19 protein-coding genes and 1 tRNA gene are annotated in these 16,839 nt (G+C 34.3%); 11 read left to right on the top strand and 9 right to left on the bottom strand.

Features of this window, described 5'->3' with window-relative positions:
* Positions 1-33 precede the first annotated feature (33 nt).
* From M9C82_03315 to M9C82_03290, 6 genes are read right to left on the bottom strand one after another with little or no spacing between them, the layout of a single operon-like run.
* The gene (locus tag M9C82_03315; GenBank protein ID URQ72999.1) at positions 34-645 is read right to left on the bottom strand and encodes a TetR/AcrR family transcriptional regulator; all 612 of its coding nucleotides are present in this window, start codon (positions 643-645) and stop codon (positions 34-36) included.
* Between the two features lie 38 nt (positions 646-683).
* On the bottom strand, positions 684-2,114 hold the full coding sequence (locus tag M9C82_03310; protein ID URQ72998.1) for a capsule assembly Wzi family protein: 1,431 nt from the start codon (positions 2,112-2,114) through the stop codon (positions 684-686).
* Positions 2,104-2,919: a hypothetical protein gene (locus tag M9C82_03305; GenBank protein ID URQ72997.1), complete on the bottom strand. Its 816-nt coding sequence runs from the start codon at positions 2,917-2,919 to the stop codon at positions 2,104-2,106. The genes M9C82_03310 and M9C82_03305 overlap by 11 nt, the downstream gene beginning before the upstream one ends.
* A 6-nt stretch (positions 2,920-2,925) precedes the next feature.
* The gene (locus M9C82_03300) at positions 2,926-4,365 is read right to left on the bottom strand and encodes an aldehyde dehydrogenase family protein (protein URQ72996.1); all 1,440 of its coding nucleotides are present in this window, start codon (positions 4,363-4,365) and stop codon (positions 2,926-2,928) included.
* Positions 4,366-4,372: 7 nt separating this feature from the next.
* Positions 4,373-5,914: a propionyl-CoA carboxylase gene (locus M9C82_03295; GenBank protein ID URQ72995.1), complete on the bottom strand. Its 1,542-nt coding sequence runs from the start codon at positions 5,912-5,914 to the stop codon at positions 4,373-4,375.
* 2 nt (positions 5,915-5,916) lie between these two features.
* Positions 5,917-6,777, bottom strand: coding sequence for a crotonase/enoyl-CoA hydratase family protein (locus M9C82_03290; protein URQ72994.1), 861 nt, complete (start codon positions 6,775-6,777; stop codon positions 5,917-5,919).
* Positions 6,778-6,933: 156 nt separating this feature from the next.
* On the opposite strand from M9C82_03290, the gene M9C82_03285 reads away from it, so the two are divergent.
* A complete protein-coding gene (locus M9C82_03285) occupies positions 6,934-8,232 on the top strand; it encodes a PLP-dependent transferase (GenBank protein ID URQ72993.1) in 1,299 nt (432 codons plus the stop codon).
* A 56-nt stretch (positions 8,233-8,288) separates the two neighbouring features.
* Here M9C82_03285 and M9C82_03280 read toward each other — a convergent pair whose 3' ends face one another.
* Entirely contained in the window at positions 8,289-8,987 is a 699-nt protein-coding gene (locus tag M9C82_03280) for a hypothetical protein (protein URQ72992.1), read from the bottom strand.
* Between the two features lie 132 nt (positions 8,988-9,119).
* Between M9C82_03280 and M9C82_03275 the strand changes: the two genes are divergently transcribed.
* Together M9C82_03275 and M9C82_03270 are read left to right on the top strand one after the other, a co-directional pair.
* Positions 9,120-9,755: a hypothetical protein gene (locus M9C82_03275; protein ID URQ72991.1), complete on the top strand. Its 636-nt coding sequence runs from the start codon at positions 9,120-9,122 to the stop codon at positions 9,753-9,755.
* A 113-nt stretch (positions 9,756-9,868) separates the two neighbouring features.
* Positions 9,869-10,306 carry a hypothetical protein gene (locus M9C82_03270; GenBank protein ID URQ72990.1) on the top strand — a complete coding sequence of 146 codons (438 nt, stop codon included), beginning with the start codon at positions 9,869-9,871 and terminating at the stop codon, positions 10,304-10,306.
* Between the two features lie 35 nt (positions 10,307-10,341).
* Here the strand turns inward: M9C82_03270 and M9C82_03265 are convergent.
* Together M9C82_03265 and hisI are read right to left on the bottom strand one after the other, a co-directional pair.
* A tRNA-Arg gene (locus tag M9C82_03265) sits at positions 10,342-10,417 on the bottom strand.
* Between the two features lies 1 nt (position 10,418).
* Positions 10,419-10,877 carry a phosphoribosyl-AMP cyclohydrolase gene (hisI, locus tag M9C82_03260; GenBank protein ID URQ72989.1) on the bottom strand — a complete coding sequence of 153 codons (459 nt, stop codon included), beginning with the start codon at positions 10,875-10,877 and terminating at the stop codon, positions 10,419-10,421.
* Between the two features lie 50 nt (positions 10,878-10,927).
* Here hisI and ccmA point away from each other — a divergent pair, with 50 nt between their 5' ends.
* The 8 genes from ccmA to M9C82_03220 all read left to right on the top strand — a co-directional run bounded on the left by ccmA (position 10,928) and on the right by M9C82_03220 (position 16,808).
* On the top strand, positions 10,928-11,536 hold the full coding sequence (ccmA, locus tag M9C82_03255) for a heme ABC exporter ATP-binding protein CcmA (protein ID URQ72988.1): 609 nt from the start codon (positions 10,928-10,930) through the stop codon (positions 11,534-11,536).
* Positions 11,533-12,186 carry a heme exporter protein CcmB gene (locus tag M9C82_03250; protein ID URQ72987.1) on the top strand — a complete coding sequence of 218 codons (654 nt, stop codon included), beginning with the start codon at positions 11,533-11,535 and terminating at the stop codon, positions 12,184-12,186. The genes ccmA and M9C82_03250 overlap by 4 nt, the downstream gene beginning before the upstream one ends.
* On the top strand, positions 12,179-12,940 hold the full coding sequence (locus M9C82_03245; GenBank protein URQ72986.1) for a heme ABC transporter permease: 762 nt from the start codon (positions 12,179-12,181) through the stop codon (positions 12,938-12,940). Before M9C82_03250 ends, M9C82_03245 begins: the two co-directional genes overlap by 8 nt.
* Before the next feature lie 119 nt (positions 12,941-13,059).
* The gene (ccmE, locus tag M9C82_03240) at positions 13,060-13,479 is read left to right on the top strand and encodes a cytochrome c maturation protein CcmE (GenBank protein ID URQ72985.1); all 420 of its coding nucleotides are present in this window, start codon (positions 13,060-13,062) and stop codon (positions 13,477-13,479) included.
* Between the two features lie 2 nt (positions 13,480-13,481).
* Positions 13,482-15,374: a heme lyase CcmF/NrfE family subunit gene (locus tag M9C82_03235; protein URQ72984.1), complete on the top strand. Its 1,893-nt coding sequence runs from the start codon at positions 13,482-13,484 to the stop codon at positions 15,372-15,374.
* On the top strand, positions 15,371-15,880 hold the full coding sequence (locus M9C82_03230) for a DsbE family thiol:disulfide interchange protein (protein ID URQ72983.1): 510 nt from the start codon (positions 15,371-15,373) through the stop codon (positions 15,878-15,880). The genes M9C82_03235 and M9C82_03230 overlap by 4 nt, the downstream gene beginning before the upstream one ends.
* Positions 15,873-16,244 (top strand): cytochrome c-type biogenesis protein CcmH, encoded by a 372-nt coding sequence (locus M9C82_03225; GenBank protein URQ72982.1) that lies wholly within the window; start codon positions 15,873-15,875, stop codon positions 16,242-16,244. Before M9C82_03230 ends, M9C82_03225 begins: the two co-directional genes overlap by 8 nt.
* Entirely contained in the window at positions 16,245-16,808 is a 564-nt protein-coding gene (locus tag M9C82_03220) for a hypothetical protein (GenBank protein URQ72981.1), read from the top strand.
* Positions 16,809-16,839: the final 31 nt, after the last annotated feature.

Raw genomic sequence — 16,839 nt, 5'->3', positions numbered from 1 at the left:
AGCTTATTGGCATTAAAGTTGAGTGTTAAAAATTTATAGTGCGTCAATAAATTCTGAGATTACTTTTTTTAAGTTTTTATCTAGTAATTTTGCAGTTTGAACAGCTTTCGAACTCTCTCCACCGCCAGAAATATTAACTTTATTAGTAGTTCTAAGCACTTGAAGCAGACCAGTAGTAAATGCGTGAACCTTAATTCCATCAAGTTGTGCTTGTGAATTATTCTTTTTTTTCACAGCAGTAATTCGATCTCTTAAATTGTTGAAGGTGTAGTCTGCTGATTCAAACAAGGCGATTCTTAAAGGATCTTTAGTAGATTCACCTGAAATAGTTGAAAGGATAAGATCATAAATTTTTTCGTTTTTCAGCCCAAAGTCAATAAATGCCATTGCTCCATTAATTGCTTTAGTTCTCGGATTTTTAGAATCTATAGCATTGATTTGGTCTCTAAGATTACTTAAAGCTTGCAAACAAACCTCTATAAGCAAATGGTCCTTTGATTGAAAATGTCTGTATGGGGCGGTTTGAGAAACTTTAGCTTTTTTTGCTAATTGTCTGAGACTTATTGTTTCGATTCCGTCCTTTTTAATGGCTTTGTAAGCTTGATCGATTAATTTTTGTTTTAAATTTTCTCTATGATATGCCATGACGTATTTTAAAAAGTATTATGTTAGCGATGTCAACATTAAAAACTGTAATGTAACGCAAGATTTATTGAATTTTTATCGAGTTTATTATCTAGAAGGAATAATTCACTATCTTTAAGGATTACATTTGTTTCAAGAGATAAACTATCAGAAATCAAGTAATTTATTTTTGATTTAAATCCTAGCACTTTGGATTTCTGATTTCCCCAGACATTTTGACCCGATCCATCACGGTTTAATTTTCCATAAAACAGATTTGATGAGTACCTGAATTTACTATTGATTTCAGAAATAAATTTAAAATTTAAAAACAAAGAGTCATTATCCGTAAAAGCTCCTATGGGAAGGTTTCTGTAACGATAACCTGTCTTATAATTAAAATGTTCATAGTTCACATTATATAAAAGACCATAATCTCCAATAGTGTTTGAAAATTCCAATCCATAGGATTTTAAAAGCCCTTCTTTTAGGTATTTCAATTCCAAACCTAAAACTACAATTTCTTTAGAGATGAAATATCTTCCAAAATCACCGTCTTCTCCGATATTTTGAACGTAAGTAGTGAACATTTTATCTTTTAGAAAAAAATCATATTTTAGATCCCAACCTGCAAGTTGATTGGAGGGATCAACCTCTCCAGCATAAACGTTATCTTGACCAATAACTGCTTTCCAAAGCGTTTCTAGGTCATTTGGTCGATTTCCCCCTCCAAACATTAGTGTTCTTGAAACACCTATAGTCAAATTATCTAAAGGCATCAAAGTTAGTCGACCACCAAGCAGATTCGCTTTAGGAATCGCTCTGTTTGATTCCAATCTATTAATAAAAAAAGCGTAATTAATTTTTCCAAAAATATTTAAAAAATTAGTGAACTCGAGACCTTTCAAGGAAGATAAAAAGATACCTGGGCTTGGTCGTGCATAATTAGACAAAATAAGATTATTATCATGTGTTGGTCCCCACCAACGATTAAAAACTCCCACTCCAAAAATAGTGTTTAAAGTTGTGAAAGAAAGGTGCGTCCCGTCCAGATAATATTTTTTATTTGAGAGTGAAGAATCTACTTTTGTAAATTTTAGTTCTCCTGCAAATGTTTTTGTCTTAAATCTAGTCGAGATGGAAATAGAATTTTTATCTTTCCATTCGTCGTTAATATCCCTGATACCAATTAAATCAGAGGAGGATCTTAAAGTAATTTTTTGACTGGGTTTGTCTGGAAAAAATTCATCGATTTTTGATATATATGATGTCAAATTGGCAAAATCAGTAAATGAATTTTGATTTACATTTTTAAGCAGTTCAGATGAGATAGGGTAGGTAGTCGTATCGACGGCTGAATTCAGATCCATGAAGGCCAACTCAAGATGCTTAATGAAATGTTCATCTTCAGGCTCAACCCAGATATTACTATAAGAAATCGATGAAAATGAGAAGATAAATAAAACTATGTAAAACTGTCTAATATTCAATTTTTTCTCCATACTTTTTAAGCGCCCATTCCCAAAAACTATCTTTATTTACTGGAAGATTCTCCCAATGTTTTCTGTGAATGTGGATCCCAAGACAATTAGAGTTTTTTAAAAAGTGACTAAAATCATTTTTTGTGAACAGTTTATTTGTTTCGTCGCCAATCCAATTGTAAAAAGATTCTTTTTTTTGGGCCTCTTTAAAACAGTTATGTCGTTTGGCTAGTCTCGTAAAACCATCGTTTCCATAAATTGTTATTCCCAAATCTGGGGGAGAGAATTCTTGTCCAATCAAATTCCACCAGAATGGTCTTACTTTCCCTCTCACAAAACCCAACCAATTTGGCAATAATGTGTCTTGTTGAATTAAATTTTCGTATTCTGAAATTATTGGATGATCTTTGGGGAGATAAAAAACTGGAGAGCCAATTCTGCCTTTACCTTCGTATCCAAAAAAAACTCTGTCAGTATCATAGGTAAATGGCTTAAAAATAAAAACATCTGTATCCAACCACAGCCCTTTTTCAAATTTCTGTAAAAAGATTCTAAAAAAATCGCTAAAGTTTGCGATTGGTTGAGAGGGATTATTTTCTTTTTTCTTTATGCACTGTAGGCGCTCAAGAAGAGATATGTCAAGAATCTCATTAGCGTCTTTTAATTTTATTCCATCGGGAACATTAGATAATTCATCATAACAGTATAAAGAAACGTCTAGATTGTTTGCTACCATTGAGGCCAAGCAAACGTGATCTATTTTTCTTATTCTACCTTTGAGCCAAAGCGTAGAAACTTTGTTGCTTTGACTCATTAAGCACTATTTTTTTGCTTGTGCGTAACCCATTACGGCCTTAATTTCTAGAAATTCTTCGAAACCGAATATTCCCCACTCTCTTCCGTTACCTGATTGTTTGAATCCACCAAACGGATCATTTATTCCAGTTGGAGCGTTATTAATATGCACATTTCCACTCCTTATTTTTCTTGCCACTTCTAGAGCATGATCTGGATCTGAAGAGGAAACATAGCCTGATAGTCCATAAAGAGTATCGTTCGCAATTCTGACTGCGTCATCTTCGTCTTCAAATGGAAGGATACAAAGAACCGGTCCAAAGATTTCTTCTCTAGCAATTGTCATATCGTTTGTAACATTGGCAAACACAGTCGGTTTAACAAAATAACCTTGATTGAGATCATCAGGTTTTCCTGGTCCTCCAACAACTAATTCAGCACCTTCTTCAATGCCTTTTTCGATAAGACCTTGTATTTTATTGAATTGAACATCACTAACTACAGGCCCCATAGTAGTTCCATCTGAGGAGGGATCTCCCACAACTGTCTTTTCAGCAACTTCTTTTGCGGCCTGTTTTGCTTCATCTTGTCTAGAGGCTGGAACCAACATTCTCGATGGAGCATTACAAGATTGACCGGTGTTGGTAAACATATGTTTTGTTCCTCTTTTAACTGCTTCAGTGAAATCAGCATCGTCAAGAATAATATTTGCTGATTTACCTCCAAGCTCTTGATGAACTCTTTTCACAGTGTCAGCAGAGCCTTTGGCAACTGCAATCCCTGCTCTTGTTGAACCAGTAAATGACATCATATCTATACCCGAATGAGCCGACATAGCTTCACCTACGGTAGGGCCGTCACCATTTACTAAATTAAAAACCCCTTTAGGAACTCCCGCTTCATGTATGATTTCTGCAAGTATCATTGCATTCACTGGCGCAATTTCTGTAGGTTTTAAAACCATAGTGCATCCGGCTGCTAGAGCTGGACCAACTTTGCATGTGATTTGATTAATTGGCCAATTCCAAGGAGTGATCATACCAACCACTCCAATAGGTTCTTTTCTTATTAAAGTTGAACCCATCATTTCTTCAAAATTATAGTTTTTTAATGTCGCCACAGCAGTTGCCAAATGACCTATTCCTGAAGCGGCTTGCGCATTTTTAGAGAGGGTAATTGGAGCACCCATTTCTTTGGAAATTGCTTCAGCGATTTCATCGGTTCTCTCCATGTAAAGCGCAACAATTTTTTCTAAAAGCACTAATCTTTCTTCAGGCGAAGTCTGACTAAAAGAAACAAAAGCCTCTTGAGCAGCTTTTACTGCAGCATCTACGTCTTTCTCGCCACCCATTGCAATTTTGCAAATGGCTTCTTCAGTAGTTGGATTTATTACGTCCAAAAGATTTAATCCGTCAATTGGATCTACCCATTCACCATTAATATAAAATTTTTCATAATTTTTCATCTTTACCTCACATTGGATTATGAATTTTTGTTAATAAATTTGTTTGCACTTTATCAATCCAAGAACAAAGATACTTTCTTGTTTCTTTCGGGTCAATAATTTCATGAACAGAAAAAGCTTCGGCTCTTGGAAAAGGACTTTGAGATTTTGCAAGTCTCTCTTCAATTTCTTTGCGTTTTGCCTCGGGATCTTCGGCTTGAGATATTTCTTTACCAAAGGCAATTGCAATACCTCCTTCCAATGGAAGAGGTCCGGCCTCAGAAGAGGGCCATGCTAGAACATAACTTTCTGGTCCAAAGTGCGCAGCTGAACCTACTCCAAAAGATTTTCTTATTAACACTGAACACCAAGGAATCGTTGAATCAACTGCCGCTAAAACTGCTTCGGTTCCATGCAAGATAGTTGCGTTTTTTTCTGCATCTGGGCCGATTAAAAATCCAGGCTCGTCGACAAAAGAGATGATTGGTATATTGAACTGATCGCATAGCTTTATAAATCTTGAAGTTTTTTTTGCATTATCAGCCGTCATGGAACCAGCATAAAAATTACTGTCATTTGCAAAGATCCCTGCTGAATAGCCATTTATTCTGATAAAACCAGTAATTATTCCCCTACCATAAAAATTAGTCATTTCAAAAAAGTCATTGTTGTCAGAAACCAATCTAATGATTGCTCTCATGTCATAGGTTTTTTTTCTATCTTTGGGAATAATAGATTCCAATTCTTTTTCACCTCTATCTATTGGATCCGAACAATCAATTCTTTTTGGAATTTCATAAATATTTTGTGGCATATAAGAAAGAAATTTTTTAATTTGTTTAAATGCGTCTTTTTCGTCGTCAGCAACATTATCTACAACGCCGTTAATTTTATGAATTTCCGACCCTCCTAGTTCTTCTTTCGTAAATTCTTTTCCAAAAGCCCTCGAAACAACGGCTGGACCTGCTACTAGTATCTGTGCTGTTTTTTTTGTCATAACTCTAAAATGAGATGCGACAAATCTTGATGCTGGCAATCCTGCCACTGGACCTAAAGCAGCGCTTATTACAGGAATTACTTTTAAACTCGTTGCAACTGCCTTGAATCTCGATCTAGAAAATACTGGGTCACCACCATATCCTTTTTTTTCTTTCGATGGACCTGCAACAGAACCACCACCGCCTTCATGTAAGCGAATTAAAGGAAACATATACTGAACAGCTAATTCTTCAGTGTATACACTTTTTCTATTTCCAGCAGCATTAGGAGAGCCTCCTTTAACAGTGAAATCCTCTCCACCTATCACGACTTTTTTCTTATCAATCTCACCAAAACCTAAAATAAAATTAGCTGGAGTGAAGGATTCAATAGATCCATCGTCTTTATGCTCAATTCCACCTGAAATTTTTCCGACCTCCTCAAAACTATTGTCATCTAAAAGTAGGTTGATTCTCTCTCTTAAAGTTAGTCTACCTTTTGCATGCTGAAGATCTATGGCTTCTTTACCTCCTTGACCTAAAGCAAGTTTTTTTCTCAAAGAGATTTCTTTAATTTCTTTTTTCCAAGACATAACTATTCAAATTTTTTTTCATCCCACCAAGGATAAAAATCTGGCAAATCTTCTGTCAATTTCCCAGGAAAATTAGGGGAGCGCTTTTCAAAAAAAGATTTTATTCCTTCAGATGCCTCACCCGATTTTCCAAGCGCATAAACTGCTCTTGAATCAATTTTATGAGCTTCCATAGGATGATCAGCACCCAACATTCGCCACATCATTTGTCTTGTAAGCGCGATGGAAATTGAAGAAGTTTTAGCTGTAAATTCTTCACTTAATTCTAAAGCTCTCGAGATTAGAGTTTCTCTTGAGGTTACTTCAGAAATAAGTTTGATTTCTTTAGCTTCGTTAGCATTAATTACTTTGCCCGAGTAACAAAGTTTTAAAGCATTATCAATGCCCACCAGTCTTGGCAAAAACCAGCTTGAAGCAGCTTCTGGAACTATTCCGCGTTTTGCAAACACAAAACCAAATCTTGCTTCTTCAGATGCAATTCTTACGTCCATTGGAAGTAACATAGTTGCACCGATTCCTACAGCATCTCCATTAATTGCTGCAATAAGGGGCTTTTTTGATTTGAAAAGTCTGAGAGTTAAAACACCTCCAGCGTCTCTTACAACTTTTTTTTCAGACTTTTTCTTTTCAGTCCAATCAAAAGAATCTTCTCCTGAAGATAGATCTGCTCCGGCACAAAATTTATCTCCATCTCCTGTAAAAATAATTGATCTAATTTGATTATTTTGTTCAGCCCAGTCTAGAGCATCAATGATCTCTCTCATCATTGTTTCGGTGAAAGTATTTAATTTTTTAGGTCTCGATAGTTGAATTATTAAAGAACTATTTTTTTCAATTGTTTTTATTTGTTCGTAATTTTTCATAATTTGGGTTGATAATTATAAATTATTTTGGTTATATATGCCCCTAAGCGTTGATTTAATCGGACTTGCAAACGCTATATAAAAATTGCTAAACATGAATTTTTAGGAATCTGTTTAGCATCTTGCGAGCAGATTTTTTTTTAATGGAGAAATAATATGGCATATGAAGGAAAAAACGTAGAAACAATCGCTTTGCATAGTGGTTGGCGAGCAGATGAATCAACTGGTTCAGTAGCAGTACCTATTCATCAAACAACTAGTTTTCAATTTAATAATACTGAGCACGCAGCGAGCTTATTTGCATTGGCTGAATTAGGAAATATCTACACCAGAATAATGAATCCTACTACAGCTGTGTTAGAAGAAAGACTAGCTGCCCTGGATGGAGGTGCGGCAGGACTTGCAGTTGCATCAGGACAAACAGCATCAGCTTATTCAATTCAAAATTTAGCTAGAGTTGGCGACAATATAGTTTCTTCCTCACATCTATATGGCGGTACTTACAATCAATTCAAAAATAACATGAGAGAAATGGGAATCGAAGTAAGATTTGTTGATCCCACCGATCCGTCAAATTTTGAAAAGGCTACCGACGAAAAAACAAGAGCTTACTTTGGAGAAACTTTACCAAATCCTAAGCTTGAGGTATTTCCGATAGGAGAAATTGCTGAAATAGGTAGGAAACATGGGATTCCTTTGATAGTAGATAATACTGCCGCACCAATTTTATGTCGTCCATTCGATCATGGAGCGGCTGTAACTACTTATTCGACTACAAAATATATTGGCGGTCACGGAACCACTATCGGTGGAGCTATAATCGATGGCGGAAATTTTGACTGGGGCAAAGCAGGTGCGGATAGACAACCAGCCATGAATACTCCCGACCCTTGTTATAACGGTATTGTTTGGGATGAAGCAATTAAACCTATGGGTCCAATTGCTTATATCATGAAATTAAGAACAACTCTTTTGAGAGATTTAGGTGGCGCCATGAGTCCTCAAAGTGCATTTCATTTTATTCAAGGACTTGAAACTTTGCCTTTAAGAATGCGTGAGCATGCCAAAAATGCTCAGGCAGTTGCTGAATTTTTAGACAAGGACAATAGAGTGCATTCTGTGACCTATCCTGGAATTGCAGAGGGTTCTCTTAAAGAAAAAGCTGACAAGTACATGACAGGGGGGTACGGAGCTTTAATAGGTTTCGAACTTCCAGGCGGCAAAGAAGCCGGTAGTAAATTCATAGATTCTTTGGAGCTTTTGTATCACGTCGCGAATATTGGAGATGCCAGATCTTTGGCTATTCATCCAGCAACTACAACACATAGTCAGCTGTCTCCAGAAGAGCAATTATCTGCTGGAGTAACTCCTGGTTATGTAAGATTGTCTATAGGTATTGAACATGTTGACGACATTATTGCTGATATTACACAAGCGCTAGACAAGGCGAGTTAATCTAAAGTTAATTAAAAAAGGGCTACAAATTGTAGCCCTTTTTTTTGAGTAAGATATTAGTCGTATCTTTTTACAACAAAACTATTTGTTACTCCTTTATTTTCTGAAATTCTAAAAGTTTTTCTTATAAACCTTTGAAATGCTTTTGTAGGCACTCTAACTTGTGCTTGCTCCATATAGGTCGCAAGATCTGGATAACCACAGAAAGCTATGTGAGTTCCAAATTGATCCGGAGTTACTCCTGGGCCAATAGCGAATAAACCCCAAGAACCTGGACACGAACCATCAGTTGAAGCTACTTCCATTAAGTCTTCGTAAGCTGGAAAAAATTTATCTGGTCTTGAGACATTTGCAAAAAAGTTCACAAAAACAGTATCTTTAGTCGCATCTCCTCCACCAGCTAGTGGAAAAGCCAAAGCTGAAACAGTTTCCTCAGAGATTGGGTTCATGGTTTCAAAGTATTTTGTCCAACCGGGACAAGTAAGAATTTGATTATTCCACTCAACGTAAGCCGCATTATTTGGAAAACCTACTAGATAGGTGTGAGTTGTAGGCTCTGAACCATTAAAAGCTTCTGCAACCAATGTTACTGTTACCCCTTCAGGATTTTTACAATCTTTGTTTAAGACGTCAGTTGCAGCAACTACAGCAGCTGGATTGTCCGTTTTAATTCCAAATAATCCTAAAAAAGGACCATCTGCAGAAAACGAATAACTTGCAAACAATATTGCAGTTAGTAATATTAATTTTTTCATATACTCTCCTTAGTATTTAAAATGTTGGTCAATAAAGTATAAATTAAAATTCAATAAAAAATTTAATTGAAATTAAATTTTTTCTTTGACATATTATTTATTGATATTAATAAATTAATAAGGAGATTAAGTATGGCAATTTTAAGAGTACAAACTTCTACCGCTAGAGAAGGTAAAACCGAAGAATTTAATTCAATGATTAGAGAAGGTGCAGAATTAATGAATTCTAAGGGCATAAATACAGTTGTCAGAGTAAGTCACTCTGGAACTGAAACTATAGAAGTTTATTCAATTAATTTTTTTGAAAATTGGACCAAGTATGGCGAAGCGATGAATACTATTATGACCGATGCAGACATGCAGGCTTACTATTACAAGGTAATCACTGGATGGTCTGGAGTAGCCATTGATAATTCGGAGTTAGTGGAAGTTCCAGGTTTTGAAAAAGGAGCTGAAACTCAAGGTGAAATAAGTATTTCTACTGCATGGCAGCCAATTCTGGAACAAGGAAAGACCGGTCAATTCTTAAAGTCTTGTAAAGAGGCAATGGAAATTCATGAAAAATACGGTGCTAAAGTCAGGCTTTTACAATCTTTTGGTGGAAGATACGCAGGGCAATATTTATATCAAATGGGTTTTGAAAGTTTTGAGGCTATGGGAAAGGCTCAAGACGCAGCTGCTGAAGAATTTGCAGCATTTAATGTCAAACAACCTATAAGCGCACAGTTAGTAAATCAGGTTGTTCTAAGATCATCGACGGTTATTTAATCTTCAATTAAAGAGCCCTATGTATCAGGGCTTTTTGGTGCCCCTGCTAGGAATCGAACCTAGAGCTTTATTCAATTAATTTTTTTGAAAATTGGACCAAGTATGGCGAAGCGATGAATACTATTATGACCGATGCAGACATGCAGGCTTACTATTACAAGGTAATCACTGGATGGTCTGGAGTAGCCATTGATAATTCGGAGTTAGTGGAAGTTCCAGGTTTTGAAAAAGGAGCTGAAACTCAAGGTGAAATAAGTATTTCTACTGCATGGCAGCCAATTCTGGAACAAGGAAAGACCGGTCAATTCTTAAAGTCTTGTAAAGAGGCAATGGAAATTCATGAAAAATACGGTGCTAAAGTCAGGCTTTTACAATCTTTTGGTGGAAGATACGCAGGGCAATATTTATATCAAATGGGTTTTGAAAGTTTTGAGGCTATGGGAAAGGCTCAAGACGCAGCTGCTGAAGAATTTGCAGCATTTAATGTCAAACAACCTATAAGCGCACAGTTAGTAAATCAGGTTGTTCTAAGATCATCGACGGTTATTTAATCTTCAATTAAAGAGCCCTATGTATCAGGGCTTTTTGGTGCCCCTGCTAGGAATCGAACCTAGAGCTGCCGCTTAGGAGGCGGCCGTTTTATCCAATTAAACTACAAGGGCTTCAGAGAATAGTAGGATTATCTTCACCCTCATAGACCTCTGCAGGATCAAATAATTTTTCCGACTCTATAAAACTAAGGTTTTCTTTATCTTCAAGAATTCTATAAAAACAGGACTTGTAACCAACGTGGCAACTTGCTCCTGAACCAGCTACATTTACTCTAAAAATCATGCAATCTTGATCATCGTCAACTAAGATTTTGACAATAGCTTGCTTGAGGCCGCTAATTTCACCTTTTTTCCATAATTTTTGTCTACTTCTGCTCCAATAGTGTGCTTCTCTGGACTCTATTGACTTGATTAATGCTTCCGAATTCATATAGCCGTGCATCAAGATGTCACCTGATGAGTCTTCAACTGTAATGACTGGAATAAGTCCGTTTTCGTCGAATTTAGGAGTGAAAGACTTTCCTTCTTCTACCTCTTCTATACTTATTCTCTTTCCAAATTCATCTGTCATTAGAAATTCCTACTTATATAATTTGGCTATAATAGTCGATATTAATATATATGTTAACGATACAAGGCCTATCTTACGCTTATTCGGATAGATTTTTGTTCAAAAATCTTTCATTTCACTTAAACTCAGGAGAAGTAATTAAAATTTCAGGAGCCAATGGTTCTGGAAAAACTACTTTAATTAAAATTTTAACTGGAATTTTAAAAAATTATGAAGGCAAAATTTCTTTAAAAAATGAAGAGGAAAAATCTCTTAAAAACTTATCCGATGAGATTTTTTATATGGGGCATAAAAATGCTTTAAAAGAAAATTTAACAGTTCAAGAAAACTTACAACATGACTTTAGGTTATTAAATTCCAATAAAAATGAATTAGATAGTTATTTAGAAAAATTAAATTTAAAAGAATTTTTATTTACTAGAGTATCTGAGCTATCGGAAGGGCAAAAAAGAAAAATTGTTTTGGCTTGTTGCTTGGCTTCGAATAGTTCGATTTATCTTCTCGACGAACCTTTCATTAATCTTGATGTAGATTCACAAGAAATAATTATGGAAGCTTTGGATTCTAAAATCCATAACGGGGCCGCTGTCATTTTTACTTCCCATGATCAAAATATAAAAAATAGCATTGAATTGAACCTCAATGATTACAAGTTATGAATTTTATTAAAACTTTTTTTTCTAGAGAAATATTGGTTTACTCAAAAAAATCTTCGAACATTATTAGTCCAATAGTTTTTTTTCTAATTTGCATTACTTTTTTCCCTTTAGCTGTTTCAAATGATCCGATTCAACTCTCCAGGTTAGCTCCAGGATTAATCTGGATCTGTATTTTGTTGTCTGGAATGTTATCTATTCAAACTATCTTTAAAGAGGATTTTGACGATGGTTCGTTGGATCTTTTTTACGCAAAGGACTTTTCGATATTGCAAATTATACTGGTTAAGATAATTGTTAATTGGATATTCTCAGCGCTTCCATTAATTGTTTTGTCATCGTCAATGGTATTTCTATTATATTTTCCATTGTCGAATCTTTTGAATCTATTGAGCTCTCTACTAATTGGCACAATAATAATTTCTTTCTTTGGCGCATTAGCTGGTGCATTGTCTTTAGGTAAAAATTCGATTTTAGCTTCCGCTATTATGTTGCCTCTAAGTCTACCGGTATTGATCCTTGGTTCCAGCGCTTCTACTTATTCAAGCGAAAACATCAGTTTTTTTCTGCTTTTACTTTTAAGTTTATTGTTTTTAACTATTCCAGTTATTTCCTTAGCTTGTATGGGGGCTATAAGGCTGCATTATGAATAATACTTTAAGTTCAATTAAATCTTTTTATCACAAGCTTGGCTCTTTCCCATGGTTTTATAAGCTTTCTGGAAAATTTATACCAGTAGCTTTTATTTTAGGATTTTCTATTTTTTTCTTAGGGATAATTTGGGGAATTTACTTTTCACCTACAGACGCCACTCAAGGCGAAATTTATCGCATAATTTATTTGCATGTTCCTGCAGCATCAGTTGCACAGTCTGTTTATTTTGCGATGGCAATTGCTGGATTTGTCTCCGTCGTTTGGAAAATGAAAATGGCAGGTTTGTTTATCTTTGCTATGGCTCCAATAGGCGCCTCATTTACAGTTCTTGCGCTTATTTCCGGAGCTATTTGGGGTCAACCAACATGGGGAACTTGGTGGATATGGGACGCTAGATTAACTTCAACTTTGGTTTTGCTTTTATTTTATTTAGTAATCATTGGGCTATATTCATCCTTTGATAATAAAAAATCAGCGGATCAAGCAGTCTCTATACTAACTATGGTAGGGGCAATTAATTTACCTATAATTAAAAAATCTGTAGATTGGTGGAATACTCTGCATCAACCCGCAACAATTAAAGTTTTTTCAGAATCTTCTATAGCTAACGAAATGTTGTACCCACTTTTAATATGTATTTTTTCCTTTTATATCTTAGTTTTTTTGTTCGGATTAATGTCAATGAGAGCTGAAATAGCAAAGAGGGAGCTCAATAAAAGCTGGTTCAAAGATCTTATCCTTGGTAATGATTGATCTAGTGAATATTTCTTTGCACCTCTCGTTAGTTTTAGGATTAACTTTTTTTATTATTTTAATTAACTTAGTTATACCTTTGAGGAAATTGAAACGAATTAAAAAGCAAGTGAAGAAAATTGAAACCGCATAGAAAAAATAGAATCTACATAATTCTGTTCGTAGGGGTCTCGATCCTTATATCTTTATTACTAGTAATGTCAGCATTACAAGAGAACATTAATTTATTTTATTCTCCAACTGATTTAAAAAATAATCCTCCAGCTTCCGATCGTTCTATTCGAGCAGGGGGGTTGGTTAAAGAAAAATCTCTTATGAGAAATATCGACTCACTAGAGATTTACTTTGAAATAACTGATCTAAAAAATACAATTGCAGTTACATATAATGGATTGCTTCCTGATTTATTCAAAGAGAACAAAGGTGTCGTTGCAACAGGCTATTTTTTTGCAGGCAAAAATGAGTTTCAAGCTTACGAAATATTAGCCAAGCATGATGAAAATTATGTACCGAAAGAAGTTGAAAAGGCTCTAGAGTAACTATGTTCCCAGAAATAGGAAATATTTTTTTAATTTTGGCTTTTACGCTTTCATCGGTTTGCTTTATAAGTACTTCCTATTCGTATTACTCTGATACTAAATTTTATGACCTTCAGAAAAATGTTTACATAATTTTCTTTCTACTCCTTGGAAGTTTTTTATTCCTCGAGTTCGCTTTTTTAAACGATGACTTTAGCGTTTTATACGTAGCAAATAATTCCAATCCAAATTTACCAAATTACTATAAGTTTTCTGCTCTTTGGGGAGGACATGAAGGCTCTCTTCTTTTATTTGTTTTAATTCTCAGTTTTTGGATGATTGCATTCAATTTCATGAATGATTATTCAAAAATTAGAGATAAGAATATTGTTCTTTCTTTTTTTCATCTAATCCTTTCATGCTTATTAGGATTTATAATATTTTCTTCTAATCCTTTTGAGAGATTACTTCCAATACCGTCACTATCCGGTACCGATCTTAATCCACTTTTGCAAGATTTTGCTTTTACTATTCATCCGCCAATGCTTTATTTAGGATATGCAGGATTAGTTGTGCCTTTTTCTATAGCTTTAGGTAGATGTTTAAACGTCAAAGAAGGATGGACTTCAAAAATAAGGAATTGGACTGTTTTTTCATGGTCATTTTTAACCCTAGGAATTGCGTTAGGAAGTTGGTGGGCTTATTATGAATTGGGTTGGGGCGGTTGGTGGTTTTGGGACCCCGTTGAAAATTCCTCTTTAGTGCCTTGGCTGTTAGCTACCGCTTTATTTCATTCTGCAATTGTAAGTAATTCAAGAAAAATTTTTAATAATTGGACAATTTTGCTTTCAATTTTATGTATCGTAGGATGTTTTATTGGCATGTTTTTAGTTCGCTCAGGTATTCTTACCTCTGTTCACTCTTTTGCTTTAGATCCTGAGCGTGGATTGATTCTTCTGCTGCTAACTTTTGGAATAACTCTCTATTCTTTTTACGTATTTTTTAGATCGGACGTAAATGATGAAAATACGATTAATTATTCCTTAATTTCAAAAGAATATTTTTTGTTAATAAATAATTTATTTTTAGTAATTTTGGCGGCAATAATTTTATTTGGGACAATCTATCCAATTTTTTACGAAATTTTTAACGATGGAAAAAATATTACCGTAGGAGCTCCTTATTTTAACCTAGTGACTGTTCCCATTGCTTTCTTTTTAGCCTTCTTTCAAGGCTATGGAGTTTTAACTAAGTGGCAAGAATCTCCTTTAGAATTAAAACCTTTTTTGATTATTCTTCTTTTTCTTTTTGGCCTGTCGATCTTTTTTTCTTATTTAATTTTCAATGATCTTAGCTTGTTTAATCTTGCAGGAATAATTATGTTGAGTCTTATTTTAGCCGGTGTTTTTCTTTCTTCATTCAGAAATTTTAATAAAGGAAAACTTTTCTTTAATTCTTTCGGTATGAATCTAGCGCATTTTGGAATCGCAGTAACTATTTTAGGAATAGGTGTAGTCTCAAGCCATTCTGATTCAAAAGAAGTTATTTTAGACATTGGTGAAAGCGTTAAATTAAATAATTATGAATTTACACTGTTAGAAGAAGATACCAGAAAAGAGTCTAATTTCTTTTCCCAGATTGCTCACTTTGAAGTAGAAAATTTAGCTAGTGGTAAAACATTTAATTTAAAGCCAGAAAAAGCTTTTTATCCTGCTTCAAAGAGCGTTATGACTGAATCTGCAATTTCAATAAATTTAAAAGAAGATGTTTATATTAGTTTAAGCGAGCGCTTAGATACTGGCGAATGGATTGCAAAGATACAAACAAAGCCTTTTATTAGATTTATTTGGCTAGGCGCGTTGTTAATGACTTTGGGAGGAGTCTTTGCATTTACTAGAAGGGTTTTAATTAGATGAATAAAACCTACTTAATCAGTATTCCTTTAATTTTTATTGTGTTCATTTCGGGCATGTTTCTTTTAAATTTGAATTTTGAAGAAAAAGAATCGTTGATTGTTTCTGACATCCCTTTATTTGAACTTCAAACTCTACAAAAAAGAAAAATTGACCAAAGTATTTTTGAAGAAGGTGAATTTAAGTTAATAAACGTGTGGGCAACCTGGTGTATTAACTGCAAATTAGAGCACGGTTTTCTTATGAATCTTAAAGATCAAGATATAAAAATTATCGGCCTTAATTACAAAGATGATTTAGAAAAAGCAAAAAAGTGGTTGATCCAATTTGGTAATCCCTATTATGAGAACGTCTTCGATCCGCTTGGGAATTTAGGATTTGAGTTAGGTGTTGCAGGAGCACCCGAAACCTATTTAGTGAGTAAGAAAAATAAGATTTTGGTTAAACACATTGGCATTATGAATGACAAGATTTGGCTAGATAAATTTCAATCTTTTTTGAATGATTAGAGTAATTTGGTATTTAATTTTCTTCAATTCACTATCTTTTGGTGAAATAGAACTTTATAAATTTGATTCGACAGTAGAGCAAAATTTATTTAACAAACTAACTTATGAAATTGGATGTCCTTTATGTGAGGGCTCTAATGTCAGTGGCTCTTCATCACCAATTGCTTTGGATATAAAACAATTTATTTACGATGAAATCAAAAGTGGTGCAACAGAATCAACTATTAAGGAAAAGGTATCAGGAAAATTTGGTGACGAAGTTTTGTTTTCTCCTCCAAGAAATGCATCAACATTTCTACTTTATTTTTTTCCAATCATTTTAATAATTTTCTCAATCATTTTGCTATTGAGGCTAAGAAAATAAATGAATTTTTCCTTAAGCCTTATTACTGCAATTTGTAGTTGTCTGATTATTTATTTTATTTTTTTTGGGAATATAAATTTTAAAACCTTAGAGTTTAAAAGTTTTTATGAGAAGTTAGATCACGAAATACCTAATTACGAACTGCAGAGTAATTTAGATAATTTATTAAATTTAGATTTATCATCAGAGCAGATTTATCTACTAGCTTCAGACTTAATGTCAAATCAACACTACGAAGAAGCTTCAAAAGTTTTTTCGTTATTCATAAGCAAGTTTCCTAATCTACTAGATTCAGACATCTATGCTAGATATGCAGAGTCGTTATATTTAAAAAATAATAAGACATTTAACGAAAATACAATTTTAGCAATTAATAATGCTTTATTTTTGGATCCATCGAACTATAAAGCTCTTACCTTAAATGGATTAAATCTTTACGGTAAACAAAACTTTAAACAGGCTCTTAATAATTGGGCGTTAGCTCTTGATAATGTGGAGTCAGAAGATGAAAAAAAAGCATTAATAATTGTCATGAACGCGGCAATAAAACAGCTGGAACAATAATTTTGCATGATTGATTTGTAGAAATCGTATA

The organism is SAR86 cluster bacterium (assembly GCA_023703675.1).
Taxonomy (GTDB): domain Bacteria; phylum Pseudomonadota; class Gammaproteobacteria; order Magnimaribacterales; family AG-339-G14; genus AG-339-G14.
This window is presented reverse-complemented; position numbering and strand designations above follow the sequence as displayed.